This is a genomic window from Nonomuraea basaltis (assembly GCF_005893125.1).
GTDB classification, from domain to species: domain Bacteria; phylum Actinomycetota; class Actinomycetes; order Streptosporangiales; family Streptosporangiaceae; genus Nonomuraea; species Nonomuraea basaltis.
The window spans coordinates 1-17,076 of the sequence record NZ_VCJS01000255.1; the positions used below are offsets into that span (position 1 = coordinate 1).

General features: G+C 69.5%; 21 protein-coding genes and 1 pseudogene. 10 read left to right on the top strand and 12 right to left on the bottom strand.

Annotated elements, in window-relative coordinates; all coding sequences use genetic code 11:
- The 3 genes from EJK15_RS58520 to EJK15_RS58530 all read right to left on the bottom strand — a co-directional run.
- The coding region (locus EJK15_RS58520) for a DUF2255 family protein (RefSeq protein WP_138719063.1) at positions 1 to 284 on the bottom strand (284 nt) is incomplete at its 3' end.
- Positions 285 to 303: 19 nt separating this feature from the next.
- Complete coding sequence (locus EJK15_RS58525) at positions 304 to 1,341, bottom strand: zinc-binding dehydrogenase (RefSeq protein ID WP_138719064.1); 1,038 nt, start codon at positions 1,339 to 1,341, stop codon at positions 304 to 306.
- Between the two features lie 544 nt (positions 1,342 to 1,885).
- A complete protein-coding gene (locus EJK15_RS58530; RefSeq protein ID WP_138719065.1) occupies positions 1,886 to 2,776 on the bottom strand; it encodes a helix-turn-helix transcriptional regulator in 891 nt (296 codons plus the stop codon).
- Between the two features lie 119 nt (positions 2,777 to 2,895).
- Between EJK15_RS58530 and EJK15_RS58535 the strand changes: the two genes are divergently transcribed.
- From EJK15_RS58535 to EJK15_RS73690, 3 genes and pseudogenes are all read left to right on the top strand, one after another.
- Complete coding sequence (locus EJK15_RS58535; protein WP_206061872.1) at positions 2,896 to 3,135, top strand: hypothetical protein; 240 nt, start codon at positions 2,896 to 2,898, stop codon at positions 3,133 to 3,135.
- A 32-nt stretch (positions 3,136 to 3,167) separates the two neighbouring features.
- Positions 3,168 to 3,245 (top strand): annotated as a pseudogene (locus EJK15_RS78150) (twin-arginine translocation signal domain-containing protein); the annotation flags it as partial.
- Between the two features lie 214 nt (positions 3,246 to 3,459).
- Complete coding sequence (locus EJK15_RS73690; RefSeq protein WP_420847169.1) at positions 3,460 to 3,714, top strand: flavodoxin family protein; 255 nt, start codon at positions 3,460 to 3,462, stop codon at positions 3,712 to 3,714.
- Between the two features lie 152 nt (positions 3,715 to 3,866).
- Here EJK15_RS73690 and EJK15_RS77320 read toward each other — a convergent pair whose 3' ends face one another.
- Both EJK15_RS77320 and EJK15_RS58555 read right to left on the bottom strand, forming a co-directional pair.
- On the bottom strand, positions 3,867 to 4,511 hold the full coding sequence (locus EJK15_RS77320) for an NAD-dependent epimerase/dehydratase family protein (protein ID WP_338089957.1): 645 nt from the start codon (positions 4,509 to 4,511) through the stop codon (positions 3,867 to 3,869).
- A gap of 310 nt (positions 4,512 to 4,821) precedes the next feature.
- Entirely contained in the window at positions 4,822 to 5,499 is a 678-nt protein-coding gene (locus EJK15_RS58555; RefSeq protein WP_206061876.1) for an HAD family hydrolase, read from the bottom strand.
- A gap of 290 nt (positions 5,500 to 5,789) precedes the next feature.
- Between EJK15_RS58555 and EJK15_RS58560 the strand changes: the two genes are divergently transcribed.
- From EJK15_RS58560 to EJK15_RS58580, 5 genes are all read left to right on the top strand, one after another.
- On the top strand, positions 5,790 to 7,010 hold the full coding sequence (locus EJK15_RS58560; RefSeq protein WP_138719066.1) for a riboflavin synthase: 1,221 nt from the start codon (positions 5,790 to 5,792) through the stop codon (positions 7,008 to 7,010).
- Entirely contained in the window at positions 7,007 to 7,765 is a 759-nt protein-coding gene (locus EJK15_RS58565) for a class I SAM-dependent methyltransferase (RefSeq protein ID WP_171075188.1), read from the top strand. Before EJK15_RS58560 ends, EJK15_RS58565 begins: the two co-directional genes overlap by 4 nt.
- Positions 7,762 to 8,589: a class I SAM-dependent methyltransferase gene (locus EJK15_RS58570; protein WP_138719067.1), complete on the top strand. Its 828-nt coding sequence runs from the start codon at positions 7,762 to 7,764 to the stop codon at positions 8,587 to 8,589. Before EJK15_RS58565 ends, EJK15_RS58570 begins: the two co-directional genes overlap by 4 nt.
- 114 nt (positions 8,590 to 8,703) lie before the next feature.
- Positions 8,704 to 9,471 (top strand): enoyl-CoA hydratase/isomerase family protein, encoded by a 768-nt coding sequence (locus tag EJK15_RS58575; protein WP_138719068.1) that lies wholly within the window; start codon positions 8,704 to 8,706, stop codon positions 9,469 to 9,471.
- Positions 9,472 to 9,597: 126 nt separating this feature from the next.
- On the top strand, positions 9,598 to 10,416 hold the full coding sequence (locus EJK15_RS58580) for an amidohydrolase family protein (RefSeq protein ID WP_138719069.1): 819 nt from the start codon (positions 9,598 to 9,600) through the stop codon (positions 10,414 to 10,416).
- On the opposite strand, the gene EJK15_RS58585 is transcribed toward EJK15_RS58580, so the two are convergent.
- The 7 genes from EJK15_RS58585 to EJK15_RS58615 form a co-directional block, all read right to left on the bottom strand.
- Positions 10,410 to 11,288, bottom strand: a complete 879-nt coding sequence (locus EJK15_RS58585) for an alpha/beta fold hydrolase (RefSeq protein WP_206061878.1) — start codon at positions 11,286 to 11,288, stop codon at positions 10,410 to 10,412. The genes EJK15_RS58580 and EJK15_RS58585 overlap by 7 nt on opposite strands.
- On the bottom strand, positions 11,260 to 11,760 hold the full coding sequence (locus EJK15_RS58590) for a hypothetical protein (RefSeq protein ID WP_138719070.1): 501 nt from the start codon (positions 11,758 to 11,760) through the stop codon (positions 11,260 to 11,262). The genes EJK15_RS58585 and EJK15_RS58590 overlap by 29 nt, the downstream gene beginning before the upstream one ends.
- 203 nt (positions 11,761 to 11,963) lie before the next feature.
- Positions 11,964 to 12,941 (bottom strand): alpha/beta fold hydrolase, encoded by a 978-nt coding sequence (locus EJK15_RS58595; protein ID WP_138719071.1) that lies wholly within the window; start codon positions 12,939 to 12,941, stop codon positions 11,964 to 11,966.
- Between the two features lie 182 nt (positions 12,942 to 13,123).
- Positions 13,124 to 13,801, bottom strand: a complete 678-nt coding sequence (locus EJK15_RS58600; protein ID WP_138719072.1) for a carboxymuconolactone decarboxylase family protein — start codon at positions 13,799 to 13,801, stop codon at positions 13,124 to 13,126.
- A gap of 11 nt (positions 13,802 to 13,812) precedes the next feature.
- A complete protein-coding gene (locus EJK15_RS58605; protein WP_138719073.1) occupies positions 13,813 to 14,631 on the bottom strand; it encodes an SDR family oxidoreductase in 819 nt (272 codons plus the stop codon).
- 22 nt (positions 14,632 to 14,653) lie between these two features.
- On the bottom strand, positions 14,654 to 15,118 hold the full coding sequence (locus tag EJK15_RS58610; protein ID WP_240777890.1) for an SAM-dependent methyltransferase: 465 nt from the start codon (positions 15,116 to 15,118) through the stop codon (positions 14,654 to 14,656).
- Between the two features lie 132 nt (positions 15,119 to 15,250).
- Complete coding sequence (locus tag EJK15_RS58615) at positions 15,251 to 15,847, bottom strand: HXXEE domain-containing protein (protein ID WP_138719075.1); 597 nt, start codon at positions 15,845 to 15,847, stop codon at positions 15,251 to 15,253.
- Between the two features lie 121 nt (positions 15,848 to 15,968).
- Here EJK15_RS58615 and EJK15_RS58620 point away from each other — a divergent pair, with 121 nt between their 5' ends.
- Together EJK15_RS58620 and EJK15_RS58625 are read left to right on the top strand one after the other, a co-directional pair.
- Complete coding sequence (locus EJK15_RS58620; RefSeq protein WP_138719076.1) at positions 15,969 to 16,724, top strand: hypothetical protein; 756 nt, start codon at positions 15,969 to 15,971, stop codon at positions 16,722 to 16,724.
- A gap of 63 nt (positions 16,725 to 16,787) precedes the next feature.
- Positions 16,788 to 17,076: hypothetical protein (locus EJK15_RS58625; protein WP_206061880.1), on the top strand; the 289-nt coding region annotated here is incomplete at its 3' end.

Consider the following 17,076-nt stretch of genomic DNA (forward strand, 5'->3'; position numbering starts at 1 on the left):
TCGTCGATCCGGTCGTGGACGGCGGTGTCGCCGGGGTCGGCGTCGGTGAAGGCGACGTCGGCCTGGATGCCGCCGGCCGAGATGCGGCCCTGGTGGCGGGTCCGGGTGCCGCGGTACCAGGCGCCGGCACGGCCGTTCATGCAGCGTACGTACAGGTCGTCGCCGACGCGGACGACCCACATCGTCACCGGCCGGCGCAGCGTGCCGTCGTCGCGGCGGGAGGCGAGGTCGAGTTCTTCGGCGTCGCCGATGGCGGTGAGTTCGTCGCTGGTCCAGGTGTCCATCGGGGACGTCTCCTTGGTGTCAGGGTTGGATGAGGACCTTCAGCGCGCTGCGGTCGTTCATCGCGCGGTAGCCGTCGGGCACCTGCTCCAGGCCGATAGCCTGGTCGAACACCCGGCCCGGCTCGACCGTGCCGTCCAGCACGCCGGGCAGCAGCTCGTCGATGTAAGCGCGCACCGGGGCGGGGCCGCCGGTCAGCGTGTTGTTCGGGCCGAACAGGCTGCCGAACCCGATCGGCGCGTCCTCGTACTGCGGCACGCCGACCCGGCTGATCACGCCGCCGGGGCGGACGATGCCGACGGCCTGCTCGTAGGCGTTCAGGTAGCCGACCGCCTCCAGCACCGCGTGCACGCCCTGCCCGCCGGTCAGCTCCCGTACCCGCTCGACGCCCTCGCGGCCGCGCTCGGGAACCACGTCGGTCGCGCCGAAGTCGATGCCGAGCTTGGTACGGTCGTCGTGCCGGCCCATCAGGATGATGCGCTCGGCGCCGAGCCGGCGGGCCGACAGCACCGCCATGAGCCCGACCGCGCCATCCCCGATGACCGCCACCGTGGTACGCGCGTTGACGTCGGCCCGCTTGGCGGCGTGGTGGCCGGTGCCGTACACGTCGGCCAGCGTGAGCAGGGACGGCAACAGCTCCGAATCCTCGCTGACGGGCAGCTTGACCAGCGTGCCCTGCGCCTGCGGCACGCGGATCGCCTCGGCCTGGGCCCCGCCGACGCCGCCAGCGGCCCAGAAGCCGCCGCTCGGGCAGGAGGTGTGCAGGCCCTCCCGGCAGAGATCGCAGGTGTTGTCGGAGTAGGCGAACGGCGCCACCACCAGGTCGCCGCGCTTGAACCCGGACACCTCCGCGCCGAGGTCCTCGATGACGCCGAGGAACTCATGCCCCATCGGGGTGCCCTGCTCCGAGGCCGGCAGGGAGTGGTACGGGTGCAGGTCGCTGCCGCAGACGCAGGCGCGCACGATGCGCACGACCGCGTCGGTGGGCTGCCGCAGCACCGGGTCCGGCACGCTCTCCACGCGCACGTCGCCGGCACCGTACAGGAAGGTAGCTCGCATCAAAGTGTTCCGTCTCTTGTCTTCGTCGTCGGGCCTACCCAAGGCCGATCGATCGGCTGGCCGGGGCCAGGTCCGCTACAGCTAAATCCGTGCCGGCACCGCAGCGGCCGCGCGGCACCAGTACCAAGTGGTCACCCGCCTTTGTGCGAGCAGCGCCACGCTCAAGGTCACCAGGCCTGGGCCAGGGATATGTCAGCTACTCGGAGCGGCTGCCGGGAAACTCGTGGCCCACCCTGCCGATGTGCGGCTGGGGCGGCTTGGGTTAGAGAGCCGAAGGCCGCTACCGCTGCCGCATCATCGGGTCGGCCGGTTCGCCGCATGCGTCCCTTCCCCTGCGTGGATTCCGAGATTTTCCCTGGTCAAGCTCTATGGAACAGGCTCGCTCGGGCATGCGGCAGGGTCTGCTGTTACAGGTAATGACAGTGCCCCCCAGCGGGGTTTACGGGCCCGTCGTGCGGCCTTAGGCGGGCCGGACGGGCTTCGATGCAGTGGGGGGCGCGCGGCATTTCGCGCGCTTGGCAGGCTTGTGATGTGGTTGTGCGGGTCAGCTCTGATCCGGGGCCGCCTGCTGTACCTCGGCGATGCCCTGGGTGGCCGCCCAGCTGGCGAGCATCTTCAGGCCGTCGGCGGTGGGGCTGCCCGGGGTGGCGGTGTAGACGTTGAGCATCAGGCCGGGCTCCGAGGGCAGCTCCATCGACTCGAAGTTCAGGTCGAGCCGGCCGACCACCGGGTGACGCAGCCGTTTCATGCCGCTGCGGTGGTACTGCACGTCGTGGGAGGCCCAGCGCTGCCGGAAGATCTCACTGCGCGTCGACAGCTCGCCGACCAACTCGATGAGCGCCCGGTCATGCGGATTGCGGCCCGCCTCCAGCCGCAGCATGGCGGCGGCGTCATTGGCGATCCGGTCCCAGTCGACGAAGAAGTCGCGCGCGGCCTCATCGAGGTAGAGGAAGCGGGTGGTGTTCGCCGGGCGGCGCGGGTCGGCCAGGATGGGGGCGTACAGGGCGCGGGCCAGGCGGTTCATCGCGACGATGTCGTGGCGGCCGTTGCGTACCCAGGCCGGCGCGTCGGTGATGGCATCCAGCACCTGCTGGATCGCGGGCCGCACGCTGGTCGGCGGCGAGCGGCGGCGGCGAGGGGCCGGCCCGGCGGTCCGGGACAGGGCGAACAGGTGCTCACGCTCGGCCTCGTCCAGTTGCAGGGCGCGGGCCAGGGCGTCCAGCACGCTGTCGGAGGCGCCGGAGAGGTTCCCCCGCTCCATGCGGACGTAGTAGTCGATGGAGACGCCGGCGAGCATGGCGACCTCTTCGCGCCGCAGTCCCTTGACGCGGCGGTTGGCGCCGTAGGCGGGCAGCCCCGCCTGCTCCGGGGTGATGCGCGCCCGCCGCGAGCGGAGAAAATCGCGGACCTCGGCGCCGTGGTCGATCTGGCTCATAACCCCAGGCTAGGTGAGGTGACGGCAGGCAAGGAGGTAACGCCAGTACCCCGAACGAGCGTCCGGCCTCCGACGCCGGCGCCGCCTCCGGCCTGGTCAACACCGCGAACCAGCTGGGCATGGCACTCGGGCTGGGAGTTCTCGTCGCGGCCGCGGCGCACACCGGGCCGCTCGACGGTGCCCTCGGTGGGGCGGCCGCGGTCACCGCACACGTAAGCGCCGCGCTCACCGGCTCCACCGTCCTGCTCACGATGGCGCTGCTCGTCGTCGTGATCGTCATCGTCCCCGCCAGGCGAACCCCATCGACCATGCCCGTCAACCCCATCAACGACACCACCCGCGAGGAGGTGACAACGTGAGCACCATCGGCGCACGCTCCCGAATCGGCGGCGTGATCACCGACCGCCCGAACCGTCGTGGCTTTCTCCGGGCAAGCGCCGCGACCGCACTGGCGGTCGCCGGCGGTACCTGGTCGACGGGCTGCAGCACCCAGACACCGAGAGGCACCACAGGTACGGACCCCGCCGCGGCGACGCCGCCCGCGACGGCGACCGGGACAAGGCCGCGTGTCCTGCTGGCCTACTTCTCCCGAGCCGGCGAGAACTACCACTACGGCGGCCGCAAGGACCTGGAGGTCGGCAACACCGAGGTGCTGGCCGGCCTGATCAGCGAACGACGTCGTCCTGCTGGGCAGCGGCATCTGGAACGTGCGCCCACCCATGATCATGCGCACCTTCGCCGAAAGCCTCGACTTCACCGGCAAGACCATCCTGCCTGTCGTCACTTACGCCGTCAGCGGGCTCGGCACCGCGCCCGAGGAGTACGCGGCCGCCTGCCCCGGCGCCACCATCGGCGACGGGCTCGCCGTGCGCGGCGAAGAGGTCCAGCAGGCGAGCGCCGTCGTCCTGTCCTGGCTCCGGCGCGTCGGCCTGCGCTGACCACCCGGCAACACCCCCTCACCCAGAGGCACCAGAGGAGATCCTGATGAGCACCACCGTCAACAGCAACGGTGTCACCGAAGTCGGCCAGCCGCTGCAGACGGTCACGATCGAGCGCGCGACGTCGGCCCGCACGACGTCAAGCTCGACATTCAGTTCTGCGGCATCTGCCACTCCGACATCCACTTCGCCCGCGGCGACGCCTGGTGCGGCGGCAGGCGCCGTTGCAGGGCCGACTCCCGGAGCGAGAGGGCAGGCTGCGGGCGTGCTGACATGGGCATCTCTCCCCGGGCAAGGGGCCACCATGGCGGCCGGTAGCAGGGGCGGGTCAGGCGGCGGCCGGCTGGCGCACCCAGGCGGGGACGGCCGAGGGGGCACGCCGCGTATCGAGCGACGCCCTCGGTGACCGTGATGCCGGGCTGCCAGCCGAGCAACTCGGCCATGCGGCGGGTGCAGGCGTAGCCGCCCAGCGGGTCGCCGGGCGGCTGCGGCGTCTCGGTAACAGTGGCATCCGGGTAGTGTCGGCGGACCAGCTCGGCCACCTGACGGATGGTGGTCCCGGCCCCGGTGCCGAGGTTCAGGGCCTGGTTGTGCGCCGTCGGCGCGATCAGGGCGTGCAGGGTGCCGGTGGCGATGTCGTCCACGTGCACCAGATCGCGCACCTGGTGGCCGCCGCCGTTCAGATGCAGCGGCAGCCCGAGGGCGGCGCGCATGCAGAACCAGGCCACGACCCAGCGGGCCTGTGACAGGAGCAGACAGTGATCCGGCTCACACCGCGTCCGGAGCGCGCTTATCACGGCGAGCGTCGACGAATCCCTTCGCCGCCCGGTGGTTCCGCCTGCTCCGGCATGTCGACGAGCAGGACCCGGCTGGCGAGTTCATCAGGGACCAGATCGCGCTCGGTTTCACCCGCGAGGACTTCTACCAGAAGGCCTACTTGGGGTGCCGTCAGGAAGCGTTCGATGAGCCGCCAAGCCGCTCCTCAGGGCTAGCTGGACTTGGCGCCGGCGATCTGGGCCTCCTCAAGGAGGTGGCTGAGCACACCCACTGCAAGCGGCGATCAATTGCGGAGTCGGTGCGGGAGAGCGGCATGCAACCTGGTCACCGCTAGGTCAACACCGCGGCGAGGTCCGCCACTGTTCGGTAGTGGACAGCGGTCATGCCGAGCGATGTGGCCGCTTCTACGTTCTCGAGCCGGTCGTCTACGAACAGGCAGCGCTCGGGTGCGGCGCCGACGAGTTCTGCAGCGATCTCGTAGATGCGCTGGTCGGGTTTGGCTACCCCGACCGTGGCGCTGCTGACCACGGCGTCGGCGAAGTGGGTGAGTCCGATTCGGTCCAGGTGCTCATCCAAGGTGTCCGTGGCGTTGGTCACCAGCACCACCGGCACTCGCTCCTGTGCCTTCGCCAGCAGCGCCTTGACTTCCTCATCCACCGTGAACGGTACGGCGATGAACTCGGCGACCGCGAGCCTTGCCCGTTCGTCTCCGCCCAGGGCGACGACGACCGACTCCGCCCACTCCTCCTCACTGATCAGGCCGAGTGTGGCCGGCCCGATGAGGACGGGGTCGAAGGCGGTCCGCATCAGTGGCAGCCCGTAACGGGCCTCGATCTCAGCCTGAACGGCATGGTCGAACTGGCGGAGCACGCCGTCAAGGTCGCAGAGCACTGCGTCGAAAGGCATCATGGCCCTCCATTGTGCGGTGTGGCCCGGTGAGCGGGTCCCATTGGTCAGAATGGTTCGCCGATCGGGAGATCTCCGACCGACATTCACGCCAGTGATCATGTCGTACCTCGAAGCCTGCGTGAACCGGGGGCGGCGGGGGTTTCGTCGGCGGGAGCGCCGATCGGGCTCACCGAACCGTTGATCTTGCCGACGGGTGGGTGATATAGGTGGATCGGTGCGATTCCAAGGTGCGGCGGTGACAGCCCGCCGGTTCCGCCGGTAGCGGCGGGACGACTCGGTGTGATTCCGGGCCACGCGGTGACACCCCGCCACCTCTCGGGCCCTGCTCACGGCCCCTGACTCCTTCGTGCGGCGAGGACCGTCCTCCCGCTGTCGAGAGGTGGTGTCGGATGTTCACCGGGCACATCCAAGAAGTCGGCACAGTGGTGGCCATCGACCAAGCTCGTATCGCGGTCAGAGCGCCCAAGGCCGCCGCGAGCGCGCTGGCTTCGATCTGCCTGAACGGCGTCGGGCTGATGATCGTCCAGACCGAGCACGAGACGGACGTACTGGAAGCCAGGCTTACGGCCGAGACCCGCCGCCGATCGACCCTCGACCAGATCCAGCCCGGCACGCGGGTCAACGTGGAGGCGCCTTTGGCGCTGGGCGACCCGCTCGGTGGTCACCTGGTCCAAGGCGCCGTGGATGCCGCGGGCAAGGTCGTGAGAGTCGACGACGAGGCCGGCGCACGGCGGCTGTGGATCAAGCCGCCGGAGCGTTTCCTCCCGCTGGTCGTTCCCAAGGGGCAGATCGCGGTCGACGGCGTCAGCCTGACCGTCGCCGAGGTGTCCCGTGACCGGTTCTCGGTGGCGCTGATCCCCGCGACATTGCAGGCCACCACGCTGGCGGAGCTGTCGGCCGGCGATCGCGTGAACCTGGAGCCCGACCTGCTCACCCGCCTGGTACGGCGCTGGCCGTCCGACCCGGGACAGGCGGTGACCGAGGTGGTCGCGGCGCTGCCGTGGGCGGGACGGGTCTCGGGCGGGGCCGGCGTGCAGAAGGCGGTGACGCAGCTCGCGTCCGGAGGAGCCGTGGTGATCTGGGATCCCGACCGGGAAGGTGAAGGCGATGTGGTGTTTGCCGGGGCGCGGTTGCGCCCGGAGGCGTTCACCTTCCTGCTCACCCAGGTCTGCGGCCATCCGACCGTGCCGTGCGCGCTCGAGGTCCTGGACCGGCTGGAGATCGGGCCCATCCCTGGACCGGGTGATCGGCATGGCACCCGGCCGCACGTCCCGGTGGATCTGGCCGCCGGGACCGGCACCGGGGTGTCGGCGGCCGAACGCGCCGCGACCGTACGCCGCCTGGCCCACTCGGAGTCCGGCCCGGCCGACTTCCTCCGGCCCGGGCATGTCTTCCCGCTGGCCGCACGCCCTGGAGGTCTCGCCGAGCGCGCCGGTCACACCGAGGCCACCGTCGCCATGTGCGTGGCGGCCGGGCTACCGCCCGTCGGGGTGTGCTGCGAGGTCATGAACCCCGACGGAACCATGGCCAACGCCGCCGAGCTGGAGGTGGCCGCGCTGCGCTGGGGCCTGCCGCTCCTCGACGTGGACGACCTGAGGAAGCACCTGTGATCACAGCGGGCCGCGACCTCTACGACGATCCCCGCTTCTGGGAGGGCTACCGCCGGCTCAGGGATTCCGGCGCCGGGATCAACGACGCCATCGAGATCCCGGCCATGAGCCGGATTCTCTCTCCCGTGGCGGGCGCCGCCGTCCTCGATCTGGGCTGCGGGGTCGGCGCGCTCGCCCGCCGGCTGGCCGACGCGGGAGCGGCGCACGTCTTGGCGGTGGACTCCTCCCAGCGGATGCTGGCGCTGGCCACCCCGCATCCGCGAGTCCGCTACCTGCACGCTGACCTGGACGAGCTCACGCTGCCCGCCCGTTCCGCCGACCTGGTCGTCAGCAGCCTCGTCCTGCACTACGTCGCCGACTACCCGGGGCTGGTCCGGCGCGTCGCGCACTGGCTGCGGCCGGATGGGCGGTTCGTCTTCTCGATCGAACACCCGATCTGCACGGCCGCCGATCCGATGGCCGGATGGCTGAAGATCGGCGAGGGCACGGTCTGGCCGGTCGACGACTATGCCTCCGAAGGGCCCCGGACCCAGAACTGGATCATCGAAGGCGTGGAGAAACACCACAGGCAGCTGGCCACGCTGATCGGCGGCCTGCTCGACGCCGGCCTGGAGCTGACCGGCATCGACGAACCCGTTCCCAGCCCCGCCGCTCTCCAGAGCCATCCTCACCTGGCCGAACATCTCAGACGCCCGCCGCTGCTGGTGCTGGGAGCCCGGCGCGGGCACGTCGATCCCGCCGACGGAGAGGAATGACGAGGTTCGTGAACGCCAACCCGTACCAGACGATCGGCTTCGGCTACTCCCGCCACCGGCGCCCCGACCCCCGTATCGCCGACCAGATCAACCAGGCCCTGGGATCCGCCCAGACGGTGATCAACGTTGGCGCCGGAACCGGCTCCTACGAGCCCCGCAGCCGGCGGGTCACCGCTGTGGAGCCGTCCACGGTGATGATGCGCCAGCGTGCCCCCGGCTCAGCGCCAGTCATCCAGGGATACGCCGAGTGTCTCCCGTTCCCTGACAAGTCGTTCGACGCCGCGATGGCCATTCTCACCGTCCACCACTGGACCGACGCGGCCGCGGGCCTCGCCGAGATGCGCCGGATATCCGGCCGGCAGATCATCCTCACCTGGGACCCCGCCGTCACCGCACGATTCTGGCTGGTCGAGGAGTACTTCCCGGAGATCGCCGAAACCGACGCCGGACTCGCCTCTCTCGACATTGTCCAGACCTGGTTCCGGCGCAACGGCGCACGGGTGAGCGTCGCTCCCGTGCCGGTGGCCGCCGACTGCACCGACGGATTCCTGGGCGCGTACTGGCAACGCCCGCACCGCTACCTCGACCCCCAGGTACGCGCCGCCATCTCCGCGCTGGCAAACCTCGACCAGCACCTTGTCGAGTGCGCGATGCGACGCCTCGCAGTCGACGTCGCCACCGGACGCTGGCATGACCGTCACCGCCGCCTCCTGGCCGTCGGCACCCTCGACTTGGGCTACCGCCTCGTCACAACCGCTGACCCAGCCACGCCGACCAGCTGGACAGGAGGTCTTCTGCCGAACGTGACCTCAGCGCGAAGGTAGCTCTGCGTGGTGATGGTGACGGTGTTCTGATCTTGCTGGTGCGGGAGGCCGGCACAGATGAGGCGGGCGCACTCGTCCGTAGTTGGATAGAGCCGAGGCTTGGGAGGGAACGCGATGATCGCGGTCGACGTGATGGACGGCATCGGGGTCGTACGACTGGCCCATGGCAAGGTGAACGCCCTGGATCTGGAGCTGTGCCGGGCGATCGAGCAGACAATGCGCGATCTGGACGATCAGCGGGGACCTGCGCGGGCCGCGGTGGTGACCGGAGCTGGACGGGTGTTTTCGGCGGGTGTCGACCTCAAGCGCGTCGTGGACGGCGGCGCCGCGTACGTGGCGGAGTTCCTGCCCGCGCTCAGCGGTGCCTTCCGATCCGTCTTCGACCTGGGCAAGCCGGTGGTCGCCGCGGTCAACGGGCACGCCATCGCCGGTGGCTGCGTGCTCGCCGCAGCCTGCGACCACCGGATCATGGCATCGGGGAGCGGCACGATCGGGGTTCCGGAGCTGCGGGTCGGGGTGCCATTCCCGCAGTCGGCGCTGGAGATCCTGCGGTTCGCGCTGGGCCCGGTCGGCGCCCGCCGTGCGATCTTCGACGGTGCCAACCACGAGCCGGAGGCGGCCCTGGCCCTGGGTCTGGTGGACGAGCTGAGCGACCCGGACGCCCTGCTGGACCACGCGATGGCCGTTGCCGGCCGGATGGCCACCGATATCCCGGCCGACACCTTCCGCTGCACCAAGACGCAACTCCGGCAGGAGGTGAACGAGCGGCTCGACCGTGTTACCGAGCCGGCCACCGTGGAACTGTGGACGACGGCGGCAACCGACGGCCGGATCCGGGCCTTCATGGACCGGACAGTAGGTTCCGGAGCGACCCTCCGTTAGTCCTGAAGGGATCGAATGGGGCCGAAGCGCGTGCGAGCCCGCACCATAGCCGGACAGCCGGCAGGTCGCCGGCCGTGACCGGCCTCGTCCGCCCTACCGGCGGCACCATGAGGAGGAGACACCGCCTTGCCGATCATTGATGTCTGGGCACAACACCCGACGCGGCGCTTCACCCAACACGACATGTTCGACTCGCTGCGCAACTGGTCCGGCACCTCCCTGCCACCCGACCAGCCGCCGCTCTCCGTCACCGTGGCAGCCATGGACGCGGCCGCCGTCGACCTGGCCCTGATCAGCGCTTGGTACGGGCCAGAAGGCGCGCTCATCTCCAACGACGAGGTGGCCGCCTTCGTCGCCGAGTCAGGCGGTCGCCTGGCCGGGGTCGCCTCCGTCGACCTGCGCAAGCCGATGGCGGCCATCCGCGAGCTCCGGCGGGCGGTCACCGAACTCGGCTTCAAGGCGTTGCGCATCGTGCCTTGGTTGTGGGAGCTGCCGCCCACCGACCGCCGCTACTACCCGCTCTACGCCGAATGCGTCGAGCTCGGCATCCCGTTCTGCACTCAGGCGGGCCACACCGGCCCGTTGCGTCCCTCCGAGCCCGGCCGGCCCATCCCGTATCTCGACCAGGTGGCGCTGGACTTTCCCGAGCTGACGATCGTGGCCGGGCACATCGGCTATCCGTGGACCACCGAGATGATCGCGGTGGCCACCAAGCACCCCAACGTCTACATCGACACCTCCGCCTACACCGTTCGCCGCTATCCCGCCGAACTGGTCGCGTACCTGAAGAGCCATGGCGGGGGCAAAGTGCTGTTCGGCACCAACTACCCGATGATCACACCGCTCAAGGCACTGGACGGGCTGGATCAGCTCGGGCTGGATGAGGAGACCCGTGCCATGTTCCTCCACGGGAACGCCCGGCGCGTGTTCCAGACGCTTCACTGACGCGTGCGGGAAGGAGCGGTCTGGCCCGGTTTCCCAGAGCTTACGAGGAACCGAATGATCAGCTCGGTGAGATCGCCAGGCTGCTCCGCGACCATGTTGTGGCTCGCGGCCAGCTCAACCACCTCAACGGCACCCGGAAGGTCGTGGAGGTCGCGCCGTACCCCTCGACGGAAGGCCGCCATGAGCTCGCCGCCGTCCATTCCCGCCGGGTCCCGGTCGGCCAGGACGACCAGCGCGGGGCAGGTCACGCCGCGGAGCAGCGGGATCGCGTCACGGAACTCCGGCGCGTAGCGCACCGCCGTCAGGATCTCCGGGCCTGGCCGGAGGTAGCTGTGGCCGTTCCTGGTGGTCAGAGTCCGTTGGGGGAGCATGTGCGCCTGCTCGGCGGGGACCGGGTGGCTCATCGCCGCGGCCTGGGCGTCGAAGGCGGCCTGGAGTTGGTCGAGGGCTATGTCCAGCGCGTCCCGCGTCATGCCCGGATAGTTGCCCGGGTCATTCTCCGCGGACCTGAGGCCGTCGAGGTTGACGATCGCCGGGCATCCGGGGTGGTTTCGCGCCCACATGAGGGCGAGCATGCCGCCGAGCGAGTGGCCCACGATCGCAGGGCGGTCCAGGCGGAAGTGCTTGACCACGGCCTCGAGATCGCCGAGAACCGCGTCCCATTCCCATGGACCGTCCCCGGACAGCCCGTGGCCGCGCAGGTCCACCGCCACGACCCGGTGCTTCCGCGCGAGGAGCGGCGCGAGGGTGTCCCAAGCCTCGAGCGTCCCGCCGAGGCCGTGAAGGAGTAGTACGGCGGGGCCGTCCCCGCCGTGGTCGCGAGCGGCGAGCGGGATGACGTGGTCAGTGATGGTGATGGTCTGAGGGGACACGCTGCTCCTTTGGTTGCTTGAGCCGGGCGCGCACGGACGCCGTGGTCACTCCGCCGTCGGGATGACGTTCGAGCTTGGCGCGCTTGACGAGGTCGTGAACCCCTTGGCGGGTGATGCCGAGCATGGCTGCGGCAGTGGTGTACGGTACGGCGGCCGCGCCTGGGTGCCCCGCGCGGCGGGCGACGGTCTGCCCGAAGGGCGAACGCCACCACGCCTCTGGCGGGTTGAACGGCTCGTCGCCGGGGAAGGCCGCCGCGATCAGTCGCGCCGCCGTACGGACCGCGAGCTTGTCGTCAGGGCCGAGCAGCTGAGCCGCCCACACCTCGGCTTCGATGCGCAGCCGTTCCCGGATCGGCCGGACCTGATCATCCGACTCGAAAAGGATCTCCAGCGGGTCGACGATCCGGGTTTCCATCAGCTGGACGAGCGCCCCGGCCAGTTCGATGTGCTCTGCAGTACTTGCATGGATCACTTGACGAACGATAGCAAGTACTTGGCAATTAATGTCAAGTAGATGGATTGGTCACCGGCATCCCGCGGGACCCCTGGGAAGCGTCGCTGGCGGGGTGATGCGTGCCTACCACTGACCTGGAAGGAATCCGTTGCGGGGCGCTTGGCAGGCCGATCGCCGGCACGCGGCGGGTAGGGCGGGCCACCGTGTGCCGGTGCTCTCGCTCAGCCGCTGAGGAACGCGGCGAGGAGCGGGATCACCTGTGCCGGATCGTCTTCGTGCACGTTGTGCCCGGCGCTCGGAATCACCTTGACCTCCGCGCCGGGGATGCGTTCACCGTACTCGCGGGCGTAGGAGGCGGGCAGCCACTGATCATCCTGTCCCCAGACGATGAGCGTCCTGGCCGTGATCCGGCCCAAGCCCGCGTCGATAGGGGCGTAATCCTGGCTGCGGACGAGCTTGACGAAGGCGTCTCGTTGTTCGGACCTGGACATCCATGCCCAATTCTCGTCGACCACCTCCGCGGTGACCCGTTCCTGGTGAGTGAACGCGGAGCGCAGGCTGGTCTCGAAGTCCGCGCGGCGCATCAACTTCACCACGGCCTCACCCACCACCGGCACGCCGAACACCGCCGTCTGCGAAGCCAGTTCCTTGTCCAGGCCAGGCGAGTCCAGGAGTACGAGCTTGTCGACCCGGTCGGGGTGGCGCTCGGCGAAGGAGAGGGTCCACGCACCACCCCACGAGTGACCGACCAGCGACGCCTTCGTCAAGCCCACCGCGTCCAGGAATGCTCTGATGGCGTCCGCCATGGCGGGGATCGTGTAGGTGAAGTTCTGCGCCGCCCGGGTATAGCCCTGGCTCGGCAGGTCGACGGCGTAGACCGTGTGGTTCTTGGCCAGGGCGGGGATGGTGTCCCGATAGGAGTACTGCCACTGGGCGCCACCCGCGATCAGCACCACCGGTGCGCCTTGTCCGGTTTTGGTGTAGTGGAAGCGAGCCACGGGCGTGTCGGCGTACAGGGAGTGAACGCGGCTCAGGTACGGCGAGCGGTATCCCTGTACGGCGGGCGGCTGCCACACATACGCGATGAACAGGACCCCGGCCATCAGCAGCGCGACCAGGCCCGCCAGCCATCGCGGCCAGCGCCGCCGTCGGGCGGGCCGCTCGGCCGAAGCCGGCGGTGTCTCATCAAGTCTGACCATGATCTTCCTCAGTGTCTGCGAGGTCTTCACACATACCGGGACGGATGGGTATCGCCCGGCGTGACAAGTGCGTCCAGTGACATAACTCACGCACCGTCCGGCGGGCGATCACGACACCCCGACTGCCGAGGTGGTCTGCGGGGGCCATCGGGGTGAGGGACTTCAGCCGCTGATGACGACGCTCATGTTGCGTCCTCGGTGCCAGGGCCCCGCTGAGGAAGCAGGGCCTCCGCGGCGGTCCAAGCTCGGGCGAGCCCGAACTCCGCCAGTCCGCGGATCAGGTCACGAAAGGTCTCCTCGGTGGCCCCGTCCGCCTGTGCCAAGGCGGCGTGCAGGCGCATCGACTGGCCCAGCGTCTGGTAGAAGACGTCCACGGTCAGGCAGGCGATCGCCCGTTCGCGGATGCTGAGGTGCGGGCGGGCCCAGCGCTGGGCGAGCTGGTCTTCGGTGAAGGCGGCCAGTCCCGGGTCCAAGTCCTCGAGATCGTGTACGGCGCGGGCCAGCGCTCCGGTCAGCGGCACCGGCTTGATCGGGTCGGTGTCCTGCGCCGGGGGCAGGCCGAGTTCGGTCAGGCGCTGGAAGGCTGGGACGAGGATGGGGTAGCCCACGTAGGGGGCCAGGTGGCGGTAGAGCTCCCGGATTGATTCGGGGTCGACCCCGTTGGCCAGGGCCATCTGGACGTGCATGGCCAGGGGCAGGTCCAGATGGGGGTGGCACAGGTCGGCGGTCAGGCAGACGAAGGCCTTCTCCCGCATGGTCAGGTGGGTCAGGCCCCACAGGTTGTGGCCTGCGCCGACCGCGAGCTGGGCGAAGACGGGGTCGAGCGCTACGAGGGCGTCGGCTCCGGCGAGCTGCGTCATGGTTGCTCCGTTCAGGACAGGCCCAGCGCGCGCAGCCGCAGGGCATCGAGGGTGTACTGGGGGACGACGCGGCCGAGCGTGCTCATCAGCCGCGACTTCTTGCCGACCGGGTAGCGGGAGCGGGGCTTGCGCGCGGTCAGGGCGTGCAGGACGGCGCGGGCGACCACGTCGGGGCTGGAGCCCGAGCGCTCCTCCTTCAGCCCGCTGGTGACCATGGTCCGGTAGGCGGCGCCGTACAGAAGCCTGCCCTCCTCACCGATGTCGGCCAGCCGCGGTTCGACCTCGCCTTCGAGCTTGTCGACGGCGGCGGTGTGGATCGAGCCGGGCTCGATGAGGACCGCGCGGATGCCCCAGGGCTTGACCTCCATGCGCAGCGCGTCGTTGAGGGAGCGGATGGCGTGTTTGGAGGAGCACAGCGGGCCGCCGAAGGGCAGGGTGATCCAGCTGCCGACCGAGCCGACGGTGACGACGCGGCCTTTCGATGCGCGCAGCTTCGGCAGCATGGCCTGGGTGACGGTCACCTGGCCGAAGACGTTGACCTCGTACTGCCAGCGCAGCGCGTCCAGGGAGACGAACTCCAGGGGTCCGGTGACGCCAATGCCGGCGTTGTTGACCAGGGCGTCGAGATGACCGATGCGCTCGGCGGCATCGGCGATCTGCCTGGCGTCGGTGACATCCAGCTTGATCGGGGTGACGGTCGGGCCGAGCGCCTCGCCGTCGGCCTCTTTGCGGACTCCGGCGTAGACGGTGAAGCCCTCGCGGGCCAACAGGAGGGCGGTGGCACGGCCGATTCCGGTAGAAGCGCCGGTCACCAGGACGGTTTTCGACATGAGTGGTCCTTTCGGGTCCGGGTCAGTAGTAGGCGCGCATCAGCTCGGTCGCCCATTCCGGTTGCACCATCGGGCCTTGCGGGCCGAATTCGGCCATGTAGGGCTTGACGTCCAGGATCGGGGTGCCGTCGATGGCATCCAGGCCGCGCACGTGGATGTCGAGACCTTCGACGGCGATCAGGTGGCAGCGGGAGACGCCCAGCAGGTTCGGGCGGTTCTTGCCCCGCTGGGCGAAGATGCCGACCTTGGGCCAGTCGGGGTTGCCCCGAGGGTGACGGGCGGAGGTGTTGACCGAAGACGGGTCCACAAGATGGAACTGGAACACCACCTCCAGGTGCGAGAAGGCATCCAGCCCAGCGAGTGCCTCCGGCCCGAAACGGGTCCCGTCGAGGCGGATCAGCGCCTGTTCGGTGTTCCAGTCGTCGTCGAACGCCTCGACGCGCCCACCGACGACCGTTCCGACAGGCTCTACCACAATGGTCCGCACAGCGTTCCTCCCATGGTCAGATGGCTGATCACGACCGTACGGCCCGCCGGTTCCGGCCGAATCAGTCATGGTGGCTGAAGCCTTGCGAGGCTCCCGCCGGTTGGTTATGTAGGGAGCTGATCGAGTGGCCCGTTATCTGACCAGCGACTGAGCCTGCTGCTCCTCGGTCTTGAGCTGGCGGTTCTCCTTGATGAGGAAGTAGATCAGCAGTCCGCTCATGATGAAGTGGCCGCCGGCGGTGTACAGGCCGGGGAAGTAGCCGCCCTTGATGATCGGGAAGACGAAGTGGGCGATGCCGTTGAGCAGGCCGGCGCCCAGGGCGTACCACCACAGGAAGAAGTTGGACACCCGGATCCGGTAGAGCGCGCCCGCGCCGGCGAAGAAGTAGAGCGCGCCGAAGCCGAAGACGAACACGAGCAGGAACTCCTTCTCCGGCCAGTCCCGGGGCGAGTCGAACAGCTCGACGATCTCGTGGGGGAAGCCGCCGGTGTACTCCTCGGCCATGTGGATGAGCTGGAAGCCCACCGCGCACAGGTAGACGGCGATCACCTTCCTGGACTTCACCGGACGGGCGTAGCTGAAGGCGATCCACCCGCTCCAGCCCAGCACGCTGGCGACCACGAGGATGACGGCACCTTGTATGGGGAGGGTCAGCAGTGCCCAGGTGCAGAAGGCGGCGGCCAGGATTGCCATCACGGTTGCCGAGTAGGGTTCAGGTCGTTTGGTCATGGCCGAAATCCTAGGAAGATGGCGCTATCGGTCGCCTCCGTCACGTGACTGATCGGGGCCCGGGGCACATCAGTCACGTGACGGAGGCGATACACAAGAGCCGCTGCCTAGCGTCTACGTCATGAAGTCGATCAATGGCGGTGGGGCTGCTCGAGGCATGATCCGCGTCTTCGCTGTCGTGTTCTTGCTGGTGCTGTCCCTGACCCCTCCTCCGGCCCGGGCGCATGTCGTCGAGGCCGGAGCGGACTTGCGGGTGACACAGACCTTCGGGACGGGCGAGGTCACACTCGTCATCGCCGGGGTCTCGCAGGTGCCCGGCGGTGCCTCCTGGGCGATGGTGAGCGACGGCGCGTTCCTGCTGGTCGGTGTGCTGGTGGTGGGTGGCGTGCTCACCGGCCGCCTGTCCAGGCCCGTCGTGGGCGCCGCGAGCGCATCCGCGGCGGTCGCGGTCGTCGTGATGCTGCTGCGGCCGTACCTGCTCGCGGCCCAGCCGGAGGGCGCGGTGCCCGTCGCCGAGGTCGGACGGCCATTTGTGCAGGGCCGCTTCTCGACACTGCCTGCCCGGCCCGCCACGGGCGCCGAGTTCACCGATGGTCTCGAGAGCGTGGAGACGGCGGGCACGCGGTATGCGGTCAGCGTGCTCCCGGCCGATCCCCTCGAGGTGCGGGTGACCTCGGGCAAGGCCGAAACGGTCACGCTGGCGGAGGTCATGCCGAGCATGGGCCGCGCTCTGCCGCCGGTCGCCACCGTCCAGGCCGATCTCGGCCGCTTCGTCGCCGAGGAGAAGGTGTTCGTCATGGACGGCGTATGGGAACTGTCGATCACTCTGTCCGGGGATCGAGGTGAGGAGACGATCACAGTCAGCATGCTGGTGTGATGGGCTGGAACATCAGTCAGGTGACGGAGGCGACCCGCGAGGGCCCCGGCTAGCGTCGGCGACATGAAGCTGATCAATGATCATCTGGCCGTCAAGGCCCGGGTACTGCCCGCGACCGGCGAGGGTTTCCTCATGCTGGCCGGCGAGGTCGGCACCTGGCGCGGCAGCTACTTCGCGTCGCCTCCCGCGCAGCTGGCCGCCCATCTCAAGGCCCTGGCCACGGGCATCGAGGCGCGGGAGGCGAACGTGTTCCGCGCCGTCCTGCGTACACCAGGTGAGGGCGACGAGCTGCTGGCCGCCCGAGGCATCCGGCCGGCGCGTTATGACGTCGTCGTGCTGATCCGCACCGCGT

Excerpts from the sequence above, each read along its gene's own strand:
- EJK15_RS58525 (WP_138719064.1), bottom strand. The coding sequence starts at position 1,341 with ATGCGAGCTACCTTCCTGTACGGTGCCGGCGACGTGCGCGTGGAGAGC.
- EJK15_RS58530 (WP_138719065.1), bottom strand. The coding sequence starts at position 2,776 with ATGAGCCAGATCGACCACGGCGCCGAGGTCCGCGATTTTCTCCGCTCG.
- EJK15_RS58535 (WP_206061872.1), top strand. The coding sequence starts at position 2,896 with ATGGCACTCGGGCTGGGAGTTCTCGTCGCGGCCGCGGCGCACACCGGG.
- EJK15_RS58555 (WP_206061876.1), bottom strand. The coding sequence starts at position 5,499 with ATGATCACTGGCGTGAATGTCGGTCGGAGATCTCCCGATCGGCGAACC.
- EJK15_RS58560 (WP_138719066.1), top strand. The coding sequence starts at position 5,790 with ATGTTCACCGGGCACATCCAAGAAGTCGGCACAGTGGTGGCCATCGAC.
- EJK15_RS58570 (WP_138719067.1), top strand. The coding sequence starts at position 7,762 with ATGACGAGGTTCGTGAACGCCAACCCGTACCAGACGATCGGCTTCGGC.
- EJK15_RS58575 (WP_138719068.1), top strand. The coding sequence starts at position 8,704 with ATGATCGCGGTCGACGTGATGGACGGCATCGGGGTCGTACGACTGGCC.
- EJK15_RS58595 (WP_138719071.1), bottom strand. The coding sequence starts at position 12,941 with ATGGTCAGACTTGATGAGACACCGCCGGCTTCGGCCGAGCGGCCCGCC.
- EJK15_RS58600 (WP_138719072.1), bottom strand. The coding sequence starts at position 13,801 with ATGACGCAGCTCGCCGGAGCCGACGCCCTCGTAGCGCTCGACCCCGTC.
- EJK15_RS58605 (WP_138719073.1), bottom strand. The coding sequence starts at position 14,631 with ATGTCGAAAACCGTCCTGGTGACCGGCGCTTCTACCGGAATCGGCCGT.
- EJK15_RS58615 (WP_138719075.1), bottom strand. The coding sequence starts at position 15,847 with ATGACCAAACGACCTGAACCCTACTCGGCAACCGTGATGGCAATCCTG.
- EJK15_RS58620 (WP_138719076.1), top strand. The coding sequence starts at position 15,969 with ATGAAGTCGATCAATGGCGGTGGGGCTGCTCGAGGCATGATCCGCGTC.